At 74.2% G+C, this 17,444-nt stretch carries 12 protein-coding genes; 9 read left to right on the plus strand and 3 right to left on the minus strand.

Annotated elements, in window-relative coordinates; genetic code table 11:
* Nucleotides 1-544 precede the first annotated feature (544 nt).
* The 3 genes from BMZ16_RS01950 to BMZ16_RS01960 are packed head-to-tail and all read left to right on the plus strand — an operon-like array spanning nucleotide 545 to nucleotide 5,410.
* Nucleotides 545-2,125, plus strand: coding sequence for a glycosyltransferase family 2 protein (locus tag BMZ16_RS01950; protein ID WP_089797922.1), 1,581 nt, complete (start codon nucleotides 545-547; stop codon nucleotides 2,123-2,125).
* The gene (locus tag BMZ16_RS01955) at nucleotides 2,118-4,019 is read left to right on the plus strand and encodes a glycoside hydrolase family 26 protein (protein ID WP_255366299.1); all 1,902 of its coding nucleotides are present in this window, start codon (nucleotides 2,118-2,120) and stop codon (nucleotides 4,017-4,019) included. The genes BMZ16_RS01950 and BMZ16_RS01955 overlap by 8 nt, the downstream gene beginning before the upstream one ends.
* A 17-nt stretch (nucleotides 4,020-4,036) precedes the next feature.
* On the plus strand, nucleotides 4,037-5,410 hold the full coding sequence (locus BMZ16_RS01960) for a UDP-glucose dehydrogenase family protein (RefSeq protein ID WP_089797923.1): 1,374 nt from the start codon (nucleotides 4,037-4,039) through the stop codon (nucleotides 5,408-5,410).
* A gap of 75 nt (nucleotides 5,411-5,485) precedes the next feature.
* Here BMZ16_RS01960 and pgm read toward each other — a convergent pair whose 3' ends face one another.
* On the minus strand, nucleotides 5,486-7,171 hold the full coding sequence (gene pgm, locus BMZ16_RS01965) for a phosphoglucomutase (alpha-D-glucose-1,6-bisphosphate-dependent) (RefSeq protein WP_089797924.1): 1,686 nt from the start codon (nucleotides 7,169-7,171) through the stop codon (nucleotides 5,486-5,488).
* Between the two features lie 144 nt (nucleotides 7,172-7,315).
* Here pgm and BMZ16_RS01970 point away from each other — a divergent pair, with 144 nt between their 5' ends.
* Together BMZ16_RS01970 and BMZ16_RS01975 are read left to right on the plus strand one after the other, a co-directional pair.
* Nucleotides 7,316-8,140, plus strand: a complete 825-nt coding sequence (locus tag BMZ16_RS01970) for a DUF5926 family protein (protein ID WP_089797925.1) — start codon at nucleotides 7,316-7,318, stop codon at nucleotides 8,138-8,140.
* Nucleotides 8,141-8,238: 98 nt separating this feature from the next.
* Entirely contained in the window at nucleotides 8,239-9,099 is an 861-nt protein-coding gene (locus BMZ16_RS01975) for a glycosyltransferase family 2 protein (protein WP_369822479.1), read from the plus strand.
* Here the strand turns inward: BMZ16_RS01975 and BMZ16_RS01980 are convergent.
* On the minus strand, nucleotides 9,056-11,380 hold the full coding sequence (locus BMZ16_RS01980; protein ID WP_177199561.1) for a hypothetical protein: 2,325 nt from the start codon (nucleotides 11,378-11,380) through the stop codon (nucleotides 9,056-9,058). The two genes, BMZ16_RS01975 and BMZ16_RS01980, sit on opposite strands and share 44 nt — an antisense overlap.
* A 127-nt stretch (nucleotides 11,381-11,507) precedes the next feature.
* On the opposite strand from BMZ16_RS01980, the gene pheA reads away from it, so the two are divergent.
* Nucleotides 11,508-12,458, plus strand: coding sequence for a prephenate dehydratase (gene pheA / locus BMZ16_RS01985; protein WP_089798657.1), 951 nt, complete (start codon nucleotides 11,508-11,510; stop codon nucleotides 12,456-12,458).
* A gap of 53 nt (nucleotides 12,459-12,511) precedes the next feature.
* Here pheA and BMZ16_RS01990 read toward each other — a convergent pair whose 3' ends face one another.
* Complete coding sequence (locus BMZ16_RS01990) at nucleotides 12,512-13,654, minus strand: diacylglycerol/lipid kinase family protein (RefSeq protein ID WP_089797926.1); 1,143 nt, start codon at nucleotides 13,652-13,654, stop codon at nucleotides 12,512-12,514.
* Nucleotides 13,655-13,784: 130 nt separating this feature from the next.
* Here BMZ16_RS01990 and serS point away from each other — a divergent pair, with 130 nt between their 5' ends.
* The 3 genes from serS (at nucleotide 13,785) to BMZ16_RS02005 (ending at nucleotide 17,402) form a co-directional block, all read left to right on the plus strand.
* The gene (gene serS / locus BMZ16_RS01995; protein WP_089797927.1) at nucleotides 13,785-15,065 is read left to right on the plus strand and encodes a serine--tRNA ligase; all 1,281 of its coding nucleotides are present in this window, start codon (nucleotides 13,785-13,787) and stop codon (nucleotides 15,063-15,065) included.
* Nucleotides 15,062-15,859 (plus strand): HAD family hydrolase, encoded by a 798-nt coding sequence (locus BMZ16_RS02000; RefSeq protein WP_089797928.1) that lies wholly within the window; start codon nucleotides 15,062-15,064, stop codon nucleotides 15,857-15,859. The genes serS and BMZ16_RS02000 overlap by 4 nt, the downstream gene beginning before the upstream one ends.
* A gap of 175 nt (nucleotides 15,860-16,034) precedes the next feature.
* Nucleotides 16,035-17,402 carry an ABC transporter substrate-binding protein gene (locus tag BMZ16_RS02005; RefSeq protein WP_369822480.1) on the plus strand — a complete coding sequence of 456 codons (1,368 nt, stop codon included), beginning with the start codon at nucleotides 16,035-16,037 and terminating at the stop codon, nucleotides 17,400-17,402.
* Nucleotides 17,403-17,444 lie beyond the last annotated feature (42 nt).

Raw genomic sequence — 17,444 nt, forward strand, 5'->3', positions numbered from 1 at the left:
GCGGGCGGGGTCCGTCGTCGGCGCCGCCCGGGGCGCCCACGCGTGCAGGTGGGGGACGAGGCGTGTCGAAACGGTGCAGCAGGTGGTGCGACGGGAAGGTCGTCACCATTGCGATCAATACCGCGGAAATGGGGCGCGCCGGGTGAGGTGCACATTGCTCCGCACGGGTGAGACGCTCGTCACATTCGCGACTGTGGCGACGCGCTGACCTGCTGCTCCGCCTCGGTCGGCTGACCTGGGCGTTGACCCGATTTGTCGCGCGCGACCTGGACGAATGTCCGATGAGTCGTTTCAGTCCTGTTCATCCGAAGCATCTTTTCTTTCACCCTTCCGACCTGCACAGTTGTTCCACCGATGACGCGCCGCAGACCGGCGGCGCTCAGCACCGGCGCACGACGAGGACGGTTCGCGACCGTCCCCGCGCCACCGCTCCCCTCGGCTCCCGCGGCCCCCGCCGTCCCTTCCGGGCCATGCCCGGACGTCCCTGCTGCATCGCCGATGGCGTCGGTCAGCTCGTCCCCACGTCAGGTTGCACAGGAGACCCATGTTCATCTTCATCCTGCAGCTGCGGCACATGTTCGAGGGCCAGAACGAGATCTACCTGTTCGCGGTCTTCTCGACCATCGTCTGGGCTCTCTGGATCCTCAAGGTCGTGCTCTCGCGGCGCTACCGTCCCGTCGCCGCTCCGCACCAGATCAGCACCAGCGTCGTCGTCCCCGTCGTCGACGAGCCGCTCGACCTCTTCCGCGACGTGCTGCGCCGCATCGTCGAGCAGCAGCCCGACGAGGTCATCGTCGTCATCAACGGCGCGCCCAACCCCGGCCTCGAGGCCGTGTGCGACGAGTTCGCCCCCCTGGTGCAGCGCGTCCACACGCCCATCCCCGGCAAGCGCAACGCCGTGAAGATCGGCACGCAGATGTCGCACGGGGACGTCACCGTCCTCGTCGACTCCGACACCGTGTGGACCGACGGCACCCTCGCGGAGCTCGTCAAGCCCTTCGCCGACCCGAAGGTCGGCGGCGTCACCACCCGTCAGCGGATCCTCGAGCCCACGCGCTCGTGGATCACCCGCTGGGCGGACTGGCTCGAGAACACGCGCGCCCTGTACTCCATGCCGGCGCAGTCGGTCCTCGGGCAGGTGGGCTGCCTGCCCGGGCGCACCATCGCGTTCCGGCGGCACATCCTCATGCAGGTCATGGACAAGTTCATGACCGAGAAGTTCCTCGGCGTGTTCCTCGAGGTGTCCGACGACCGGACCCTGACCAACCTCACGCTCAAGGCCGGGTACCGCACGGTCTACCAGCACACCAGCCTGGTCTACACCGACGCCCCGCTGGAGCTGCGCAAGCTCTACAAGCAGCAGCTGCGCTGGTCGCGCGGCAGCCAGTACAACACCCTGCGGATGCTGCCCTGGATGCTCGGGCACGCCCCGGTCCTGGCCATCTTCTTCCTGGTCGACATCATCCTGCCGTTCCTGCTCTTCGGGACGATCGCCGGCTGGGTCTACCGCGCGGTCTCGGGCACGGGCATCAACCTGTACGAGGCGATCCTGCAGACCACGACCGGTGTGCAGGGCGTGGCCTGGGTGGTCGGCCTCATGGTGGTCTCCTCGGTGCTGTCGATGGCGATCCGCCAGATCCGCCACCTGCAGGAGAAGCCGTCGGACTTCTTCCGGCTCCCGGTCTTCATCATCGTCTCGACGCTGTTCCTCATGCCGATCCGCCTCATCGGGTTCTTCCGCATGGCGCACGTCGCCGGCTGGGGCACCCGGGCCGGGGCGTACACGGCGGGCCAGCGGGACGCCGGCGACGACCTGATCGCCGAGCTCGAGCAGGCGCAGGACGTCGACGCGCCCGTCGACGTCGTCGACCGCCCGGCCGTGCCGACGCAGTCCGGGCCGTCGGGCCCGCACACCTCGACGCTGCCGCACGTGGCGACCGCCGGTCGGCTCGCGACACGGGCCCAGGCCCGCACGCAGGCCCAGGCTGCCCCTGCCGAGGCGCGGGTCGCCACGACCCAGGCCGCCCCGGCCGCCGCGTCGCGCCGCCGACGCAACCCTCTCGTCCTCGTCCCCTACCTGATCGGGTTCCTCATGTTCGGCCTCATGGCGGTGGTGTATGTCTGAGCGCACCGGTCAGCACTGGTGGACCCTCTCGGGTCGCCTCGGGATCGTCGGCAGGATCTGTGCCGTCACCCTCGCCCTCGCGCTGGGTGCCGTCACCGGCGTCGTCTGGCTCTCGCCGTCCGGCACCGTGCCGGGTCCGCTGCGGACCGCGACCGAGCGCGAGCTCGCCCAGGAGAACGCCGACCTCGCGGCGATCCTGGCGGACCGCGACGAGGAGATCGCGAACCTGCGGCGGTCGCAGGACAAGGCGGCCGCCGAGCGTGCCGCCGGCGTCGAGCGCGGCAAGCAGAAGGCGGCCGCCGAGAAGGCGGCGGCCGCGGCCGCGGGCGAGCAGGACTCGGCCGAGCAGAAGGCTGCCGCGCAGCAGAAGGCGGAGTCCGAGCGTGCCGCCGCCGCGCAGCGCGGCAAGCAGAAGGCCGCGAGCGAGCGGGCGGCAGCCGCTGCCCGCGCGCAGCAGAAGGCGGCCCTCGAGCGTCAGCTGGCCCAGGCCCGCGGCGCGCTGCAGGGCTCGACGATCCGCGAGCAGGTCGCCCGGCAGCAGGCCGACGCCGCAGCCGCGGCCGCGGCCGCCCGTGCCGCCGCCGCAGCGGCGGCCGCGGCCAAGCCGACGGCGCCCTCGCTGGCGAGCCTCATGGTCCCCGACCAGCGCTACCTCGGCCTGTACACGCCGCAGTCGCCGTTCAGCTGGTCCGAGCTCGACCAGGTCGCCGACCAGGTGGGCGTCACGCCGGGCGTGGCCGGCTACTTCCAGGGCTGGGACACGGCCTTCCGCCCCGACGCGGTCGTCCGGTCGTGGCGCAAGGGGATGCTCCCGATGATCACGTGGGAGTCGCGGCCGCTCGCGGCCGCCAACGACCAGGTGGACGAGCCCGAGTACTCGCTGCCGCGGATCATCGAGGGCGCGCACGACGACTACCTGCGCGAGTACGCCCGCGCGGTGGCCGAGCTCGACCTGCCCGTCGCGATCCGTCTCAACCACGAGATGAACAGCGGCTGGTACCCGTGGTCCGAGCAGACCAGCAACGCCGCACCGGTGAACGGCAACCGCCCGGGCGACTTCGTGCGGATGTGGCACCACGTCCACGCGATCTTCGAGGCCGAGGGTGCCAACGCGAACGTGATCTGGGTCTGGTCGCCGAACATCGTCAACCGGCTGCCCGCGACCAACCGGACGCTGGAGTACACGCGCAGCCTGTACCCGGGCGACGAGTACGTCGACTGGGTCGGCCTGTCGGGCTACTTCCGGCCGCCGTACGACCCGGACCAGACCGCGACGTTCTCCTACACGTTCGACCGCTCGCTCGACCAGCTGCGCGCGATCACCGGCAAGCCGATCATGCTGGCCGAGATCGGCGCGTCGGAGACGGGTGGCCGCAAGGCCGCGTGGATCACCGACCTGTTCGACGCGCTGGCCGAGCCGCACAACGCCGACGTCATCGGGCTGGCGTGGTTCCACCACGCCGTGACCACGTACGTCGAGGGTGAGCGCACCACCAACGACTGGCGGATCACGTCACGTCCGGACGCCCTGGCGGCGTTCCGCGAGGGCATCCACGACCCGGCAGCGGGCTTCGTGCCCGGCGGGGCGGCGGCCTTCGGCGCGGCGTCCTCACCGTTCGACGCGCCGGCCGACGCGCCGTTCGCCGCCGGGACGCCCGACGCCGGGACGACCGGGGCCGCCACGGCACGCACCGCGGCCCCGGCGGACGAGCCGGCGCCCGGCCCGCAGCCCGGCCCGACCCCCGCACCGCAGCCGGTGCCCACCCCGGCACCGAGCCCGGCACCGAGCCCGGCACCCACGCCGGCCCCCGCGCCGCAGCCGACGGCACCCGTCCCGGCGGGCAGGACCCTGCCGCAGCCGACGCCGTCGCCGACCCCCACCCCCGCCCGATGAGCCCCCGGAGCACCGACATGACCCGCAGCACCACATCGAAGACGCAGCCGGCGAGCACCGTCGCCGACGCCCCCCGTCTCACCGTCCTCGGCACCGGCTACCTCGGGGCCACCCACGCCGTCGCGATGGCCGAGCTCGGCTTCGACGTCACCGGCGTCGACACCGACCAGGCCAAGGTCGACGCCCTGCAGGCGGGCAAGGTGCCGTTCTACGAGCCCGGGCTGCCCGAGCTGCTGGAGAAGAACCTGGCCACGGGCCGGCTGCGGTTCACGACGGACGTGGCGTCGGCGGTGTCGCAGGGTGACGTGCACTTCGTGTGCGTCGGCACCCCGCAGCAGCGCACGTCGCACGCGGCCAACCTGGCGTACGTCGAGGCCGCGACGACAGCGATCGCCCGGCACCTGACCAAGGACGCCGTCATCGTCGGCAAGTCCACCGTGCCCGTGGGCACGGCGGCGAGCCTGCGCGAGCTGGTGGCCCGCGAGGCGCCGGCCGGCGTCGACGTCGAGCTGCTGTGGAACCCCGAGTTCCTGCGCGAGGGCAAGGCCGTGCACGACACGCTGCACCCGGACCGCATCGTCCTGGGCGGGGTCTCCGCGCGGTCCGAGGCGGTCATGCGCACGGTCTACGCCACGCCCATCGCCGAGGGCTCGCCCGTCGTCGTGACGGACCTGCCGACGGCCGAGCTGGTGAAGGTCGGCGCGAACGCGTTCCTCGCGACCAAGATCTCGTTCATCAACGCGATCGCCGGCGTCTGCGAGGCCGCGGGTGCGGACGTCACGGTGCTGGCCGACGCGCTCGGCCACGACGTGCGGATCGGGCGGCAGTTCCTCGACGCCGGTCTCGGCTTCGGCGGGGGGTGCCTGCCCAAGGACATCCGGGCGCTGATGCACCGCGCCAACGAGCTCGGTGCGCACCGCGCCGCGGGCCTGCTGCAGCACGTCGACGAGATCAACATGGGCCAGCGCGAGCGGGTCATCGACATGGCCCTCGCCGCGTGCGGCGGGTCCGTGCTCAACAAGCGCGTCGGCGTCCTGGGGGCGGCGTTCAAGCCGCTGACGGACGACGTGCGCGACTCCCCGGCGCTCAACGTGGCGGCGGCGCTGCACCTGCGCGGCGCGCAGGTCACCGTGTACGACCCCGAGGCGGGCGACACCGCCCGCCGCGCCTTCCCGACGCTGGGCTACGGCACCAGCGTGGAGGAGGCCGTCGAGGCGTCCGACGTGCTGCTGGTGCTGACGGAGTGGGACGACTTCGTCGCCGCCGACCCGCAGCGCCTGGCCGCCCTGACCGCCACCCCGCGCGTCATCGACGCGCGCGGCAAGCTCCCGGCCGCGCAGTGGCGTGCCGCCGGCTGGGAGTTCGCGGGCCTGGGTCGTCTCGCGGCCTGACGCCCGCACCCCCGGTCGCCGGGTCGGCCTCCCACCCCCCGCAGGGAGGCCGGCCCGGCTTCGTGCTGCCCGGGCTCAGGCGCCCAGCGCCTGGGCGACCACGTCCTTGGCCGCCTCCTGCACCTGCGCCAGGTGCTCGGGGGAGACGAACGACTCGGCGTAGATCTTGTAGACGTCCTCGGTGCCGGACGGGCGTGCCGCGAACCACGCGTTCTGCGTGGTGACCTTCAGCCCGCCGACCGCCGCGTCGTTGCCGGGTGCGCGGGTGAGCTTCGCGGTGATCGGCTCGCCCGCCAGCTCGGTCGCGGCGACCTGCTCGGGCGACAGCGCGGCGAGCGTGGCCTTCTGCTCCCGGGTCGCGGCGGCGTCGACGCGCGCGTACCAGGACCCGCCGAACCGGTCGACCAGGTCGGCGTGGTGCTGCGACGGGCTCTTGCCGGTGGTCGCGAGGATCTCCGAGGCCAGCAGGGCCGGCAGGATGCCGTCCTTGTCGGTCGTCCACACGGTGCCGTCGGTGCGCAGGAACGACGCGCCCGCCGACTCCTCGCCGCCGAAGCCCACCGACCCGTCGATGAGACCGGGCACGAACCACTTGAAGCCGACCGGCACCTCGAGCAGGCGCCGGTCCAGCGACGCGGCCACGCGGTCGATCAGCGAGGACGACACCAGCGTCTTGCCGATCGCGGTGCCGGCCGGCCAGCCGGGGCGCGCCCCGCCGTACAGGTAGGCGATGGCGACGGCCAGGTAGTGGTTGGGGTTCATCAGGCCCGCGTCGGGCGTGACGATGCCGTGGCGGTCCGCGTCGGCGTCGTTCCCCGTCGCGATGTCGAACGGCGCGCGCCCGTCCGGTCCGGGCTGCATGCGCTCCAGCAGCGAGGCCATCGCGTACGGCGACGAGCAGTCCATGCGGATCTTGCCGTCCCAGTCGAGCGTCATGAAGGACCAGCGCGGGTCGACCTCGGGGTTCACCACCGTGAGGTCCAGCCCGTAGCGCTCGCCGATGGCGCCCCAGTACTCGACGGACGCGCCGCCCAGCGGGTCGGCCCCGATGCGCACGCCCGCGGTGCGGATCGCCTCCAGGTCGACGACGTTCGCGAGGTCGTCGACGTACGAGGACAGGTAGTCGTGCTTGCGTGTGGTGTCGGCCGCCAGGGCCTGCTGGACGCTCACCCGCGGCACGGAGCGCCAGCCGCTGCGCAGGATCTCGTTGGCGCGGTCGGCGATCCACCCGGTGGCGTCGGACCCGGCGGGGCCGCCGTGCGGCGGGTTGTACTTGAAGCCGCCGTCCCGCGGCGGGTTGTGCGACGGCGTGACGACGATGCCGTCCGCCAGGCCCGGGCCACGCGTCCGCACGCCCTCGCCGGTGCCCGCACCGTTGTGCCGCAGGATCGCGAGCGACACGGCGGGCGTCGGCGTCCACGAGTCGCGGGCGTCCACGTGCACCTCGACGCCGGCCGCCGCGAGCACCTCCAGCGCGGTGGTCCAGGCGGGCCCGGACAGGCCGTGGGTGTCGCGGCCGATGAACAGCGGGCCGTCGGTGCCCTGCCCGCGGCGGTACTCCACGATCGCGGCGGTGATGGCGACGATGTGCGCCTCGTTGAACGCGCCGTCGAGGGACGACCCCCGGTGGCCGGAGGTGCCGAACGCGACGCGCTGCGACGGGTCGTCCAGGTCGGGCTCGCGGTCGTGGTACGCCGTGAGCAGGGCGTCGACGTCGATGAGGTCGGAGGGCTGGGCGAGGCTGCCGGCGCGCGGATCCATACGGGTGATCCTCCCGCAGCGGGCCCCCCGCGCGCACCCGGTCCGTCCGGATCCTTCTCACACCCCCGCGTACCCCGCGCCGGCCCGCGCACCCGGCGAGCCGCCCGTCCGGCCGTGCACCGTCCCGGTCGGTAGGGTGCGGGCATGGCCAAGAACACGCCCTCCTTCGTGCTGCGTCCGTTCGAGGGGCTGCCCGGCGAGCCGGACTGGGTCGCGCTGCGCGAGCTCGTGCCCGCCGCGACCGCGACCGCCCGCACCACCGCCGAGCACGGCGCCCGCGACGTCGTGGTCACCACGGTCCTGCCCAACAGCTGGGCCGCGCTGCACCGCGCCGACGGCGTCGTGCTCGTCGCGCTGCAGACCGGCACCAGCTCCGGTGACGCGAGCCGCGACGTCGCCACCGCGCTGCTCCTGGCGCTCGACGCCGAGCCCGGCAGCGCGATCGAGAACATCGGCCTGCCCACCGCCGGCCCCCGCCTGCAGGACGTGCTGGACCTGTCCGTGCCGTTCGAGGTCACGGTGCAGGAGAGCTTCTCCTACTGGCTGGACCCGAGCACCGAGGTGACGCCCGACCTGCAGGCCGCGATGGAGGAGGCGGACGCCGGCATCGTCGACACCCGCCGCCTGACGTCCGTGGAGTCCGCGTACTGGTGCCGCATGGGCGCCCGCGAGTACCTGCGCTGGGCGCAGCCGGCGGACGAGCAGGTCGTCCTCGACGGCCTGGCGCGCCTGCACGCCCGCCGTGAGTCGGGCTTCGACGACGGCAAGTTCATCGGCTACTTCCGCGCCGCCGGCATCGTCGTGCCGGTGTGGGAGCTCGCGCGCGGCTCGGAGGCCGAGGACGTCGAGAAGCCCGTCGCGGACTTCGCCCCGCGCCTGGAGGCGGCGATGGCCGACACCACGCCGCTCGACGCGAACGCCCGCCGTGCCCGCGCCGGCCTGGTCGCCCGCCAGGTCACGCTGCGCTGAGCCCGCACCGCGGACGGGTCGTCCCGCAGCACGGACGCGGCCGTCCCACACCGCGCCCGTGAGGCGACCTGCCCCCCGTGGTCGATAGGGTGGGCACCGTGACACGCACGGGGAGCGAGGCCGTCCGACCGGAGGCCGACGTGACGCCTGGCACCCCGTCCGCCGCGACCGCGGACAGGGTGGCCCGTGCGTCGCGCGGCCACAAGCAGCGCCAGCGCGTCGCGGTGGTGATCCCGGCCAAGGACGAGTCGCGGCGGATCGCCGCGACCGTCCGGTCCGCCCGGGCGATCCCGTACGTCGACCTCGTGCTCGTCGTCGACGACGGCTCGGAGGACAACACCCAGCACGTGGCGCGTGAGGCCGGTGCCGTGGTGGTGCGGCACTCGCACAACCGCGGCAAGGCCGCGGCGATGGAGACGGGTGCCGCCGTCGTCGCCATGCGCGACGCGCCGGACCGTCCGCCGCGCCACCTGCTGTTCATCGACGGCGACCTGGCCGACACGGCCGTGAACACCGCCCCCCTCGTGCCGCCCGTGCTCGAGGGGATCGCCGACCTGACCATCGCGCTGCTGCCGCCGCAGCCCGGCGCCGGTGGTCGCGGCCTGGTCGTCGGCGCGGCGCGGCGCGCCATCGCGTCGATGACCGGGTGGACGCCGACGCAGCCGCTGTCCGGCATGCGCTGCCTGACGCGTGAGGCGTTCGAGGCGGCGACGCCGCTGGCGCGCGGGTGGGGCGTCGAGGCGGGCATGACGATCGACCTGCTGCGCCTGGGCTTCCGCGTCCTCGAGGTGCCGTGCGAGCTGCGGCACCGCCCGTCGGGCACCGACCTCAAGGGGCAGCTGCACCGGGCGGCGCAGTACCGCGACGTGCAGCTCGCCGTCAGCACCCGCCGCGCACGGGCGGCGGCGTCCGGCGTCAGGCGGACGCTGTCCCCGCGGGAGCAGCGCCCGGGTCGTTGACCGTCCGGGTGCCGTGGACCTCGTCCACGTCCTCCGGGCGGGCGTCGAGCCGCCACTGCGCGGCTGCGGCGACCAGGCACGGCACGGCCAGCGCGATGCCCGTGGCGGGCACCACGATCCCCGAGTCGTTCATGAGGAACCCCAGGGCGAGCGCGGCGCCGGTGGCGGCGACGGCGGGCCGCAGCAGCGGCACCTCGCGCTGCAGACCGGCCAGCGGTGAGCCGGCGCCGAGCAGACCGCCGCGCCGTGCGCGGGGCCCGGCCAGCACCAGCCACGTCAGGGCGACGCCGCCCACGGCGGGCACCAGGTAGCGCCACGAGCCGAGGACCCGCAGGTTGGCGGACACCTTGCGCCACACGACGTCCCACAGCCCGCCGTCGAGGACGGTGTCGAGGAACCGGCCCAGGTGGGTGCGCTCGGTGGCCGGCCGCATCCAGTCGAGCGCCGCGAAACCGATCACGACCACGGCACCGACGGCCGCGACCCCCAGCACGAGCCGCCACGAGACCCGTCGCCCGCTGACCGCGACCGCGAACATCGCGAACGCGAGGATCAGGGCGGGCGGGCCGCCGAAGTCGGCGCCCCACGCGGGAGCGCCGTCGACGACCATGAGGACCACGCCGATGACGACGACGGCGGCGACGGCCGCGGTGCGCCGCCCCTGGCGCACCAGCCGGTCGGCGACCACCAGCGCGACCAGCACACCCCCCGCGGTGATGAGGGCGAAGGCCTGGTTGCTCATGCCGTAGAACCGCGCGGCGAGGATGCGGTGGGCGCCCATGGGGGAGTCGACGACGAGGGTCGACCCCGTGACGGCGTCGACCGCGAGGGTCACCACCGTCACCGCGGCGACGACGCCCGCCGGGCCGAGCACGTGCCGGCGCCAGGGTCCGACCAGGGCGGTGACCGTGATGACGGCGATCCAGCCCAGCAGGACGGTCCAGAAGGCCGGTCCCTGCCGGTCGGCGCGCCACCACGGCACGAGTCCCGTGAGGAACGAGGCGACCGGTGCCGAGCCGAGCGCCAGCGCACCGACCAGCAGGACGCGCAGCGCCGGGCGCAGCGGTCCGCGGTCCGTGCGGACCCGCAGCACCAGCAGGATCGCCGCGGCGACGAACAGCACCGCCTGACCCATCACGAGGCGCGCCGAGAACAGGCCGGACACCTTGGTGATCGCGGACGCCTCCAGCTGGACGTCGATCAGCCGGGCGACGCGCGCGCTGCCGGTGGCGGGCCCGGGTGTCGGGACCATCTGCGCGCCGGGCAGCGCGGGGGCGTCGTCGTCCAGCTGCAGCAGCGAGAGCAGGGTCGGCGTCACGTCGGTGACCTGGACGACGCCCGGCTGGCGGGTGGACCCGGAGGTGAGCAGGCTCGCCTCGTACGGGTCGCCGACCGGGCGCGGGCCCTGCGCCACCGCGACCTGGAGCGCGGCGCGCCCGGAGTCGGCGAGCGAGACGAGCAGCACCGTCGCGTCGTGGTCCGCCAGGCCGTCGAGCACGGCCGCGACACGTTCGTCCACGTCGACGGCCTGCTGCGCGCGGGTGGGCTCGGTGATGGACCCCGATCCCGGCAGGTCCGCCTCGCCCTGCTCCAGGCCGGGCAGCTCGTCGGTCTCGGGTGCCGTGCCCGGGGTCGCGGACGGCGTGCGCGGCACGGTCCCGTAGCCGGGGTCGCGGATCACGCCCGCGTCGACGACGACGAGCTGCGAGTCCGCCGCGGCGGAGGCCACCGCCTGCGTGAGCGCCCGCGGCTGGGCCGGCAGCCGCTGGTGGGTGCCGGCGGGCACGCCGTCGGACGTGGCCAGGGCCACCGCGGCGCCGGCGCCGATGCCGGTCGCGGGGGTGCCGGTGCGCGTCAGCAGGTCCCCGAGCATGCCGGGCCGTGCGCCGTACGACTCGCCGCGGGCGGCGGCCACGTAGTCGTCCCACCCGGGCACCTCGCCGGACTCGCCGGGGTCCCGCAGCGTGCGGCACGTGCCGTCCTCGGAGGGCAGGTCGGCGGCGCGGTTGCCCGCGGACACGGCGAGCCACCCGTCGACGGGGCACCCGCGCTTGTGCACGGACCGGGTCGCGACCAGGCCGATCGAGCCCTCGTGGGACAGCCCCCACAGCGCCGGCGTGGTCAGCGAGCCCAGGTCGTCCCAGCGCAGGCCGGTGACGCCGACCAGCACGACCGGTCCGGGCACGGGCTCCGGCGCGGGGGCCGCCTGCGCGGGCGCACCGAGCAGCACCGCGAACGCGGCGAGGAGGGCAGCAGCGAGCGCGCGCAGGGACCGGGGCACGGTCCCAGCGTACGGGCGCCCACTAGGCTCGGCGGGGCCGCGGGTGCGGCCGCGCGCGGCACCCGGTGCCGGCGCGCTCGAGCCGCCGGGCCGCCGGGCCCATCGGGTGGGGAGGGTCATCGCCGTGCTGCGCTACGCGTACCTCGGGCCTGCGGGCACGTTCACGGAGGAGGCACTGCGCCAGGTCGCGTCGCCGGACGAGGCCGTGTACCTGCCGCAGACGGACGTCGGGTCCGCGATCGCCGCGGTGCGTGCCGGCGGGGCCGACCGTGCGGTCGTCGCGATCGAGTCGACCGCCGAGGGCGGCGTCACCGCGACCCTGGACTCCCTGGCGACGGGCTCCCCGCTGGTGCTGCTGCGCGAGGTGCTGGTGCCGGTGCAGTTCACGCTGGTGGGGCCACCCGGGACGCGGCTGGCCGACGTGCGGCGCGTCGCGGCGCACCCGCACGCCTGGGTGCAGTGCCGGCGCTGGCTCGCGGCGCACCTGCCGGGGGCGGTGCACGTGCCGGCGACGAGCAACACCGCGCCCGCCGCGCTGCTCGCGGAGGCCGCCGCCGACCCGGCCGCCCTGCGGTCCTCGACGTTCGACGCGGCGCTCGTGCCGCCCGCCGCGGTGGGCACGTACGCGCTGGTGCCGCTGGCCGAGCGTGTCGCGGACAACCCGTCGGCGCTGACCCGGTTCGTCGTGGTCGGGCCGCCCGGCCCCGTGCCGCCCCCCACGGGTGCCGACAAGACGACGCTCGTCGTGCACCTGCCGGACAACGAGGCGGGTGCGCTGCTCGCCATGCTCGAGCAGTTCGCGGTGCGCGGGGTCAACCTGTCACGCATCGAGTCGCGGCCGATCGGGGACGCGCTGGGCCGGTACTCCTTCTCGATCGACGCCGAGGGGCACGTCACGGACGAGCGGATGGGGGAGGTGCTCATGGGGCTGCACCGGCGGTGCCCCTACGTGCGGTTCCTCGGGTCGTACCCGCGGGCGGACGCCGTCGCGCCGCAGGTGCAGGTCGGTACCGCGGACGCGGACTTCGTCGAGGCGCGCGCGTGGCTCGAGCGGCTGCGCGGGGGCGACCCGGGCTGACGGGGCGACCCGGGCCGACGGGGCCGCGGGCTGCCGAGCCCCGCCGGCTCGCGTCAGCCGGCCACCCGCACGACGAGCGCACCCGGGTCGACGCGCGCGGTGATCCGGCTCGCGCGGCCCACGATGTCGCCGTCGACCTGCACGTGCTCCCCGCCGGTCACGTCGATCCGCACGGTCCGGGCCCGCTCGTGGTCGATGCGGCCCATCTTGGCGGGCAGCTCGTTGCGCACCCCGACGCCCTGCAACACGACCTCGCCGAAGAGCTGCGCCCAACCCGCCACGCCCGCGCGGGTGTCGATCGACGCGATGTCGAGCACGCCGTCGTCGAGGACCGCGTCGGGCAGCAGCGTGATGCCGCCGGGCAGCTTGCCGCAGTTGCCGATGAGGACGCTGCGGGCGCGCAGCTGGCGGGCCGGGTTCTCGTCCAGCGTGAGGCGGATCCGCAGCCGCCGGCCGTGCAGGTGGCGCACCCCGGCCATGAAGTAGGCGATCCAGCCGACCTTGGCCTTGAGGTCGTCGTCCGTGTCGGCGACCATCGCGGCGTCGAACCCGAGACCGGCGATGACGAGGAAGATGTGGTCGCGCGGCACGTCGGTGTCGTCGGGCAGGTCGTCGGCGGCCTCGGCGATGTCGTCGTCCATCTGCGACTCCCACGCCTGCACGCGCAGCCACCCGACGTCGATGGGCTTGTCGACACCGTCGAGCGCCAGCTGCATCGCCGCGAGCGGGTCGTTCAGCGGCACGTCGAGGTTGCGGGCCAGCAGGTTGCCGGTGCCCAGGGGCATGAGCCCCATCGGCACGCCCGTGCCGACCAGTGCCTCGGCGACCGCGCGCACGGTGCCGTCGCCGCCGACGGCGACCACGAGGTCCGCGCCCGCGGCCACGGCCTCGCGCGCCTGCCCGACCCCCGGGTCCTCGACGGTCGTCTCCAGCCACAGCGGCTCGGGCAGGTACTGCTCGGAGGCGGCCTTGCGGACCGCGGCCCGCAGGTCCGCCACGTCCGGCTTGGACGGGTTGGCGACGAACGCCACGAGCTGTCCGGGGGTGGTGGGCGTCGTGGCCGACGACTCCGCGGCGGGTGCCACCCCGAGCTGGGTGCGCAGCCGCTTCTGCTGCCGCCAGACCCACAGACCCAGCCCGACGGCGACGAGCGCCAGCGCACCGGCGACCACCGCGACCCACGCGACCCATGACATGGCGGGCAATCTACGGGTGCGCGGGCCGCACCGCAGGTCGGGGCGGCCCCGGGGCGGTCCCGGGGCGGGGAGGTGCGCCCGGCGGACCGCCCGGGGGGAATGCGGTGTGCGGGGTCGGTAGTGTCGGGGGGTGATCGATCTGCAGCTCCTGCGCCAGGACCCCGACGTCGTGCGAGCCAGCCAGGTGGCGCGCGGCGAGGACCCGCACCTCGTCGACGAGGTGCTCGACGCCGACGCCCGCCGTCGCTCCGCGCTGACGGAGTACGAGTCGCTGCGTGCCGAGCAGAAGTCCCTCGGCAAGAAGGTGGCGCAGGCGGCGGGCGACGAGAAGCAGGCGCTGCTCGCGCACACCAAGGAGCTCGCGGCGCGCGTCAAGGCCCTGCAGGCCGACGCGGAGGCCGCCGAGGCGCACGCCACCGAGCTCGCGCGCCGCATCGGCAACGTCGTCGAGGACGGCGTGCCCACCGGCGGCGAGGACGACTACGTCGTGCTCGAGCACGTGGGGACGCCGCGCGACCTGGCGGCCGAGTACGGGCCGGACTTCGTCGTCAGGGACCACCTGGACCTGGGGGAGGGGCTGCGCGCGATCGACACCGAGCGCGGCGCCAAGGTCTCCGGGGCGCGCTTCTACTTCCTCACCGGCGTCGGCGCCCGCCTCGAGCTCGCGCTGCTCAACGCCGCGATGGACCTGGCGCTCCGCAACGGCTTCGTGCCCACGATCACCCCGACCCTGGTCAAGCCGGAGATCATGGCGGGGACCGGGTTCCTCGGCGCGCACGCCGACGAGATCTACCGGCTCGAGGCCGACGACCTGTACCTCGTGGGGACCAGCGAGGTCGCGCTCGCGGGGTTCCACAAGGGCGAGATCCTCGACCTGTCGGACGGTCCGCTGCGGTACGCCGGCTGGAGCGCGTGCTACCGCCGCGAGGCCGGCTCGTACGGCAAGGACACCCGCGGCATCATCCGGGTGCACCAGTTCCACAAGGTCGAGGCGTTCGTCTGGACGCGACCCGAGGACGCGGCCGCCGAGCACCGCCGGATCCTGGCGTGGGAGAAGGAGATGCTGGCGCTGGCCGAGCTGCCGTACCGCGTCATCGACACCGCCGCGGGCGACCTGGGCTCGAGCGCCGCGCGCAAGTTCGACTGCGAGGCGTGGCTGCCGAGCCAGCAGCGCTGGCTGGAGCTGACGTCGACCTCCAACTGCACGACGTTCCAGGCCCGTCGCCTGGGGGTGCGCGAGCGCACGGCCGACGGCATGCGGACCGTCGCCACCCTCAACGGCACGCTGGCCACGACGCGCTGGATCGTCGCGCTGCTGGAGAACCACCAGCAGGCCGACGGCTCGGTCCGCGTCCCGGAGGGCCTGCGCCCCTACCTGGGCGGCCTCGAGGTCCTGGAGCCGGTCCGGTGAGCCGCACCCGGCTCGTCGCCCTGGACGTCGACGGCACCCTGATGTCCTACGACGGGGTCATCAGCGAGGACGTGCGGGCGGCCGTGACCGCACTCGTCGAGCACGGCGTGCACGTGGTGCTGTCCACCGGGCGCGCGGCGCACTCGGCGACGGAGGTCGCGCGCGACCTCGGCCTGACCGACGGCTGGGTGGTGTGCTCCAACGGGGCGGTCACCGCGCGGCTGGAGCCCGACGAGCCCGCCGGGTGGACGGTCGTGCGGTCGGTGACCTTCGACCCCGGGCCGGCGCTGCGGGCGATCGCCCTCGAGCTGCCCGACGCGCTGTACGCGGTCGAGGACCTCGGCGTGGGCTTCCTGGTGTCGGCGCCGTTCCCGCCCGGGGAGCTGTCGGGCGAGCACCGGGTCGTGACGCTGGAGGAGCTGGCGGCCGCGCCCGCCACGCGCGTCGTCATCCGCGCGCCGCGCAGCACGCCCGAGGAGTTCCGGGCGCTGGTCGAGCGCGTCGGCCTGCACCAGGTCACCTACGCGGTGGGCTGGTCCGCCTGGCTGGACCTGACGCCCGGCGGCGTCTCGAAGGCGTCGGCGCTCGAGGAGGTGCGGCGCGCGCTCGGTGTCGAGCCGCACGAGACGCTGGCGATCGGGGACGGCGACAACGACGTCGAGATGCTGCGCTGGGCGGCCTGCGGGGTGGCGATGGGCCACGCCGAGGACGCGGTGCGCGCGGCGGCCGACGAGGTCACGGGCACGATCGACGACGACGGGGCCGTCGCGGTCCTGCGTCGTGTGCTCGTCTAGACGCGCCCCGGCGGCCGTCCCGCCCGGACGGGTGAGAAAACCCGCCCAACCTTCTCGATGTGACCCAATCGTGACCGTTTCGTCGGGTGATTCGTCTTGCAACGCCGTCCAGGACGGCGTTGGGTCGTTGAGCCGGTTTATCCGAGACGAGGACGTTGGGGGATTGATGAGGCACATGCGCAAGAGCGCTGGCGTGCTGGCGGCAGGCGCCGTGGCAGCGCTCGCGCTGACAGCCTGCAGCACGGGCGACGGTGAGACGCCCGGGGACAGCACGGACGCCACGGTCGACGCGGTCGAGGTGGACTGCGCCGACTTCGAGCAGTACGGGGACCTGAGCGGCAAGACGGTCACCATCTACGCGGGGATCGTCGCGCCGGAGGACACGCCCTACATGACGTCGTTCGAGCCCTTCGAGGAGTGCACGGGCGCGACCGTCGACTACCAGGCCGACAAGCAGTTCGAGCAGCAGATCCTCGTGCGTGCCCAGGCGGGCAACACGCCGGACATCGCGATCGTCCCGCAGCCGGGCCTGCTGGCCCAGCTCGTGGCGACCGGCACGGTCGTCCCGGCCCCCGAGGGCGTCGCGGCCAACGTGGACGAGTTCTGGGGCGAGTCGTGGAAGGACCTCGGCACGGTCGACGGCACGTTCTACGCCGCCCCGTCGGGCGCGAGCGTCAAGTCGCTCGTCTGGTACTCGCCGACGCAGTTCGAGGAGAACGGGTACGAGGTTCCCGAGACGCTCGACGACCTGATGGCGCTCACCGAGCAGATCGCGGCCGACGGCAACAACAAGCCGTGGTGCGCCGGCATCGCGTCGGGCGAGGCGACCGGGTGGCCGCTGACCGACTGGATGGAGGACATGGTCCTGCGCGTCGGTGGCCCCGACGTCTACGACCAGTGGGTCTCGCACGAGATCGCGTTCGACTCCGAGGTCCCGACCCAGGCGCTCGACGCCGTGGGCGAGTACCTGAAGAACCCGGACTACGTGAACGGCGGCATCGGCGACGTGTCGACGATCGCCACGACCGCCTTCCAGGACGCCGGCCTGCCGATCCTCGACGGGCAGTGCTCGCTGCACCGGATGGCGTCGTTCTACGCGGCGAACTTCCCCGAGGGCACCGACGTCGCGGACGACGGCGACGTCTTCGCGTTCTACCTGCCGTCGGAGGACAGCTCCACCAAGCCGGTGCTCGGCGCCGGTGAGTTCGTCACCGCGTTCTCCGACCGCCCCGAGGTGCAGGCGCTGCTCGAGTTCTGGTCGACCGACACGTGGGCCAACCTCAAGGCGGCCGCGTCGTCCGAGGAGACCGGCGGCGGCTGGATCACCGCGAACAGCGGTCTGGACACCGACAACCTGGTGAACCCGATCGACCTGCTCTCGGCCGAGATCCTGCTGGACCCGGCGTCCGAGTTCCGGTTCGACGGCTCCGACCAGATGCCCGCGGCCGTCGGCTCCGGTGCCTTCTGGAAGGAGTCGACCAACTGGATCACCGGGCAGTCGACCGCGGACACCCTGTCGAAGATCGAGGCCGCCTGGCCCTGATCGGTGACCTGACCGGGCTGCTCCCCCGCCTCCGGGCGACCC

The organism is Cellulomonas sp. KH9 (assembly GCF_900114185.1).
In the GTDB taxonomy this organism is placed as follows: domain Bacteria; phylum Actinomycetota; class Actinomycetes; order Actinomycetales; family Cellulomonadaceae; genus Cellulomonas.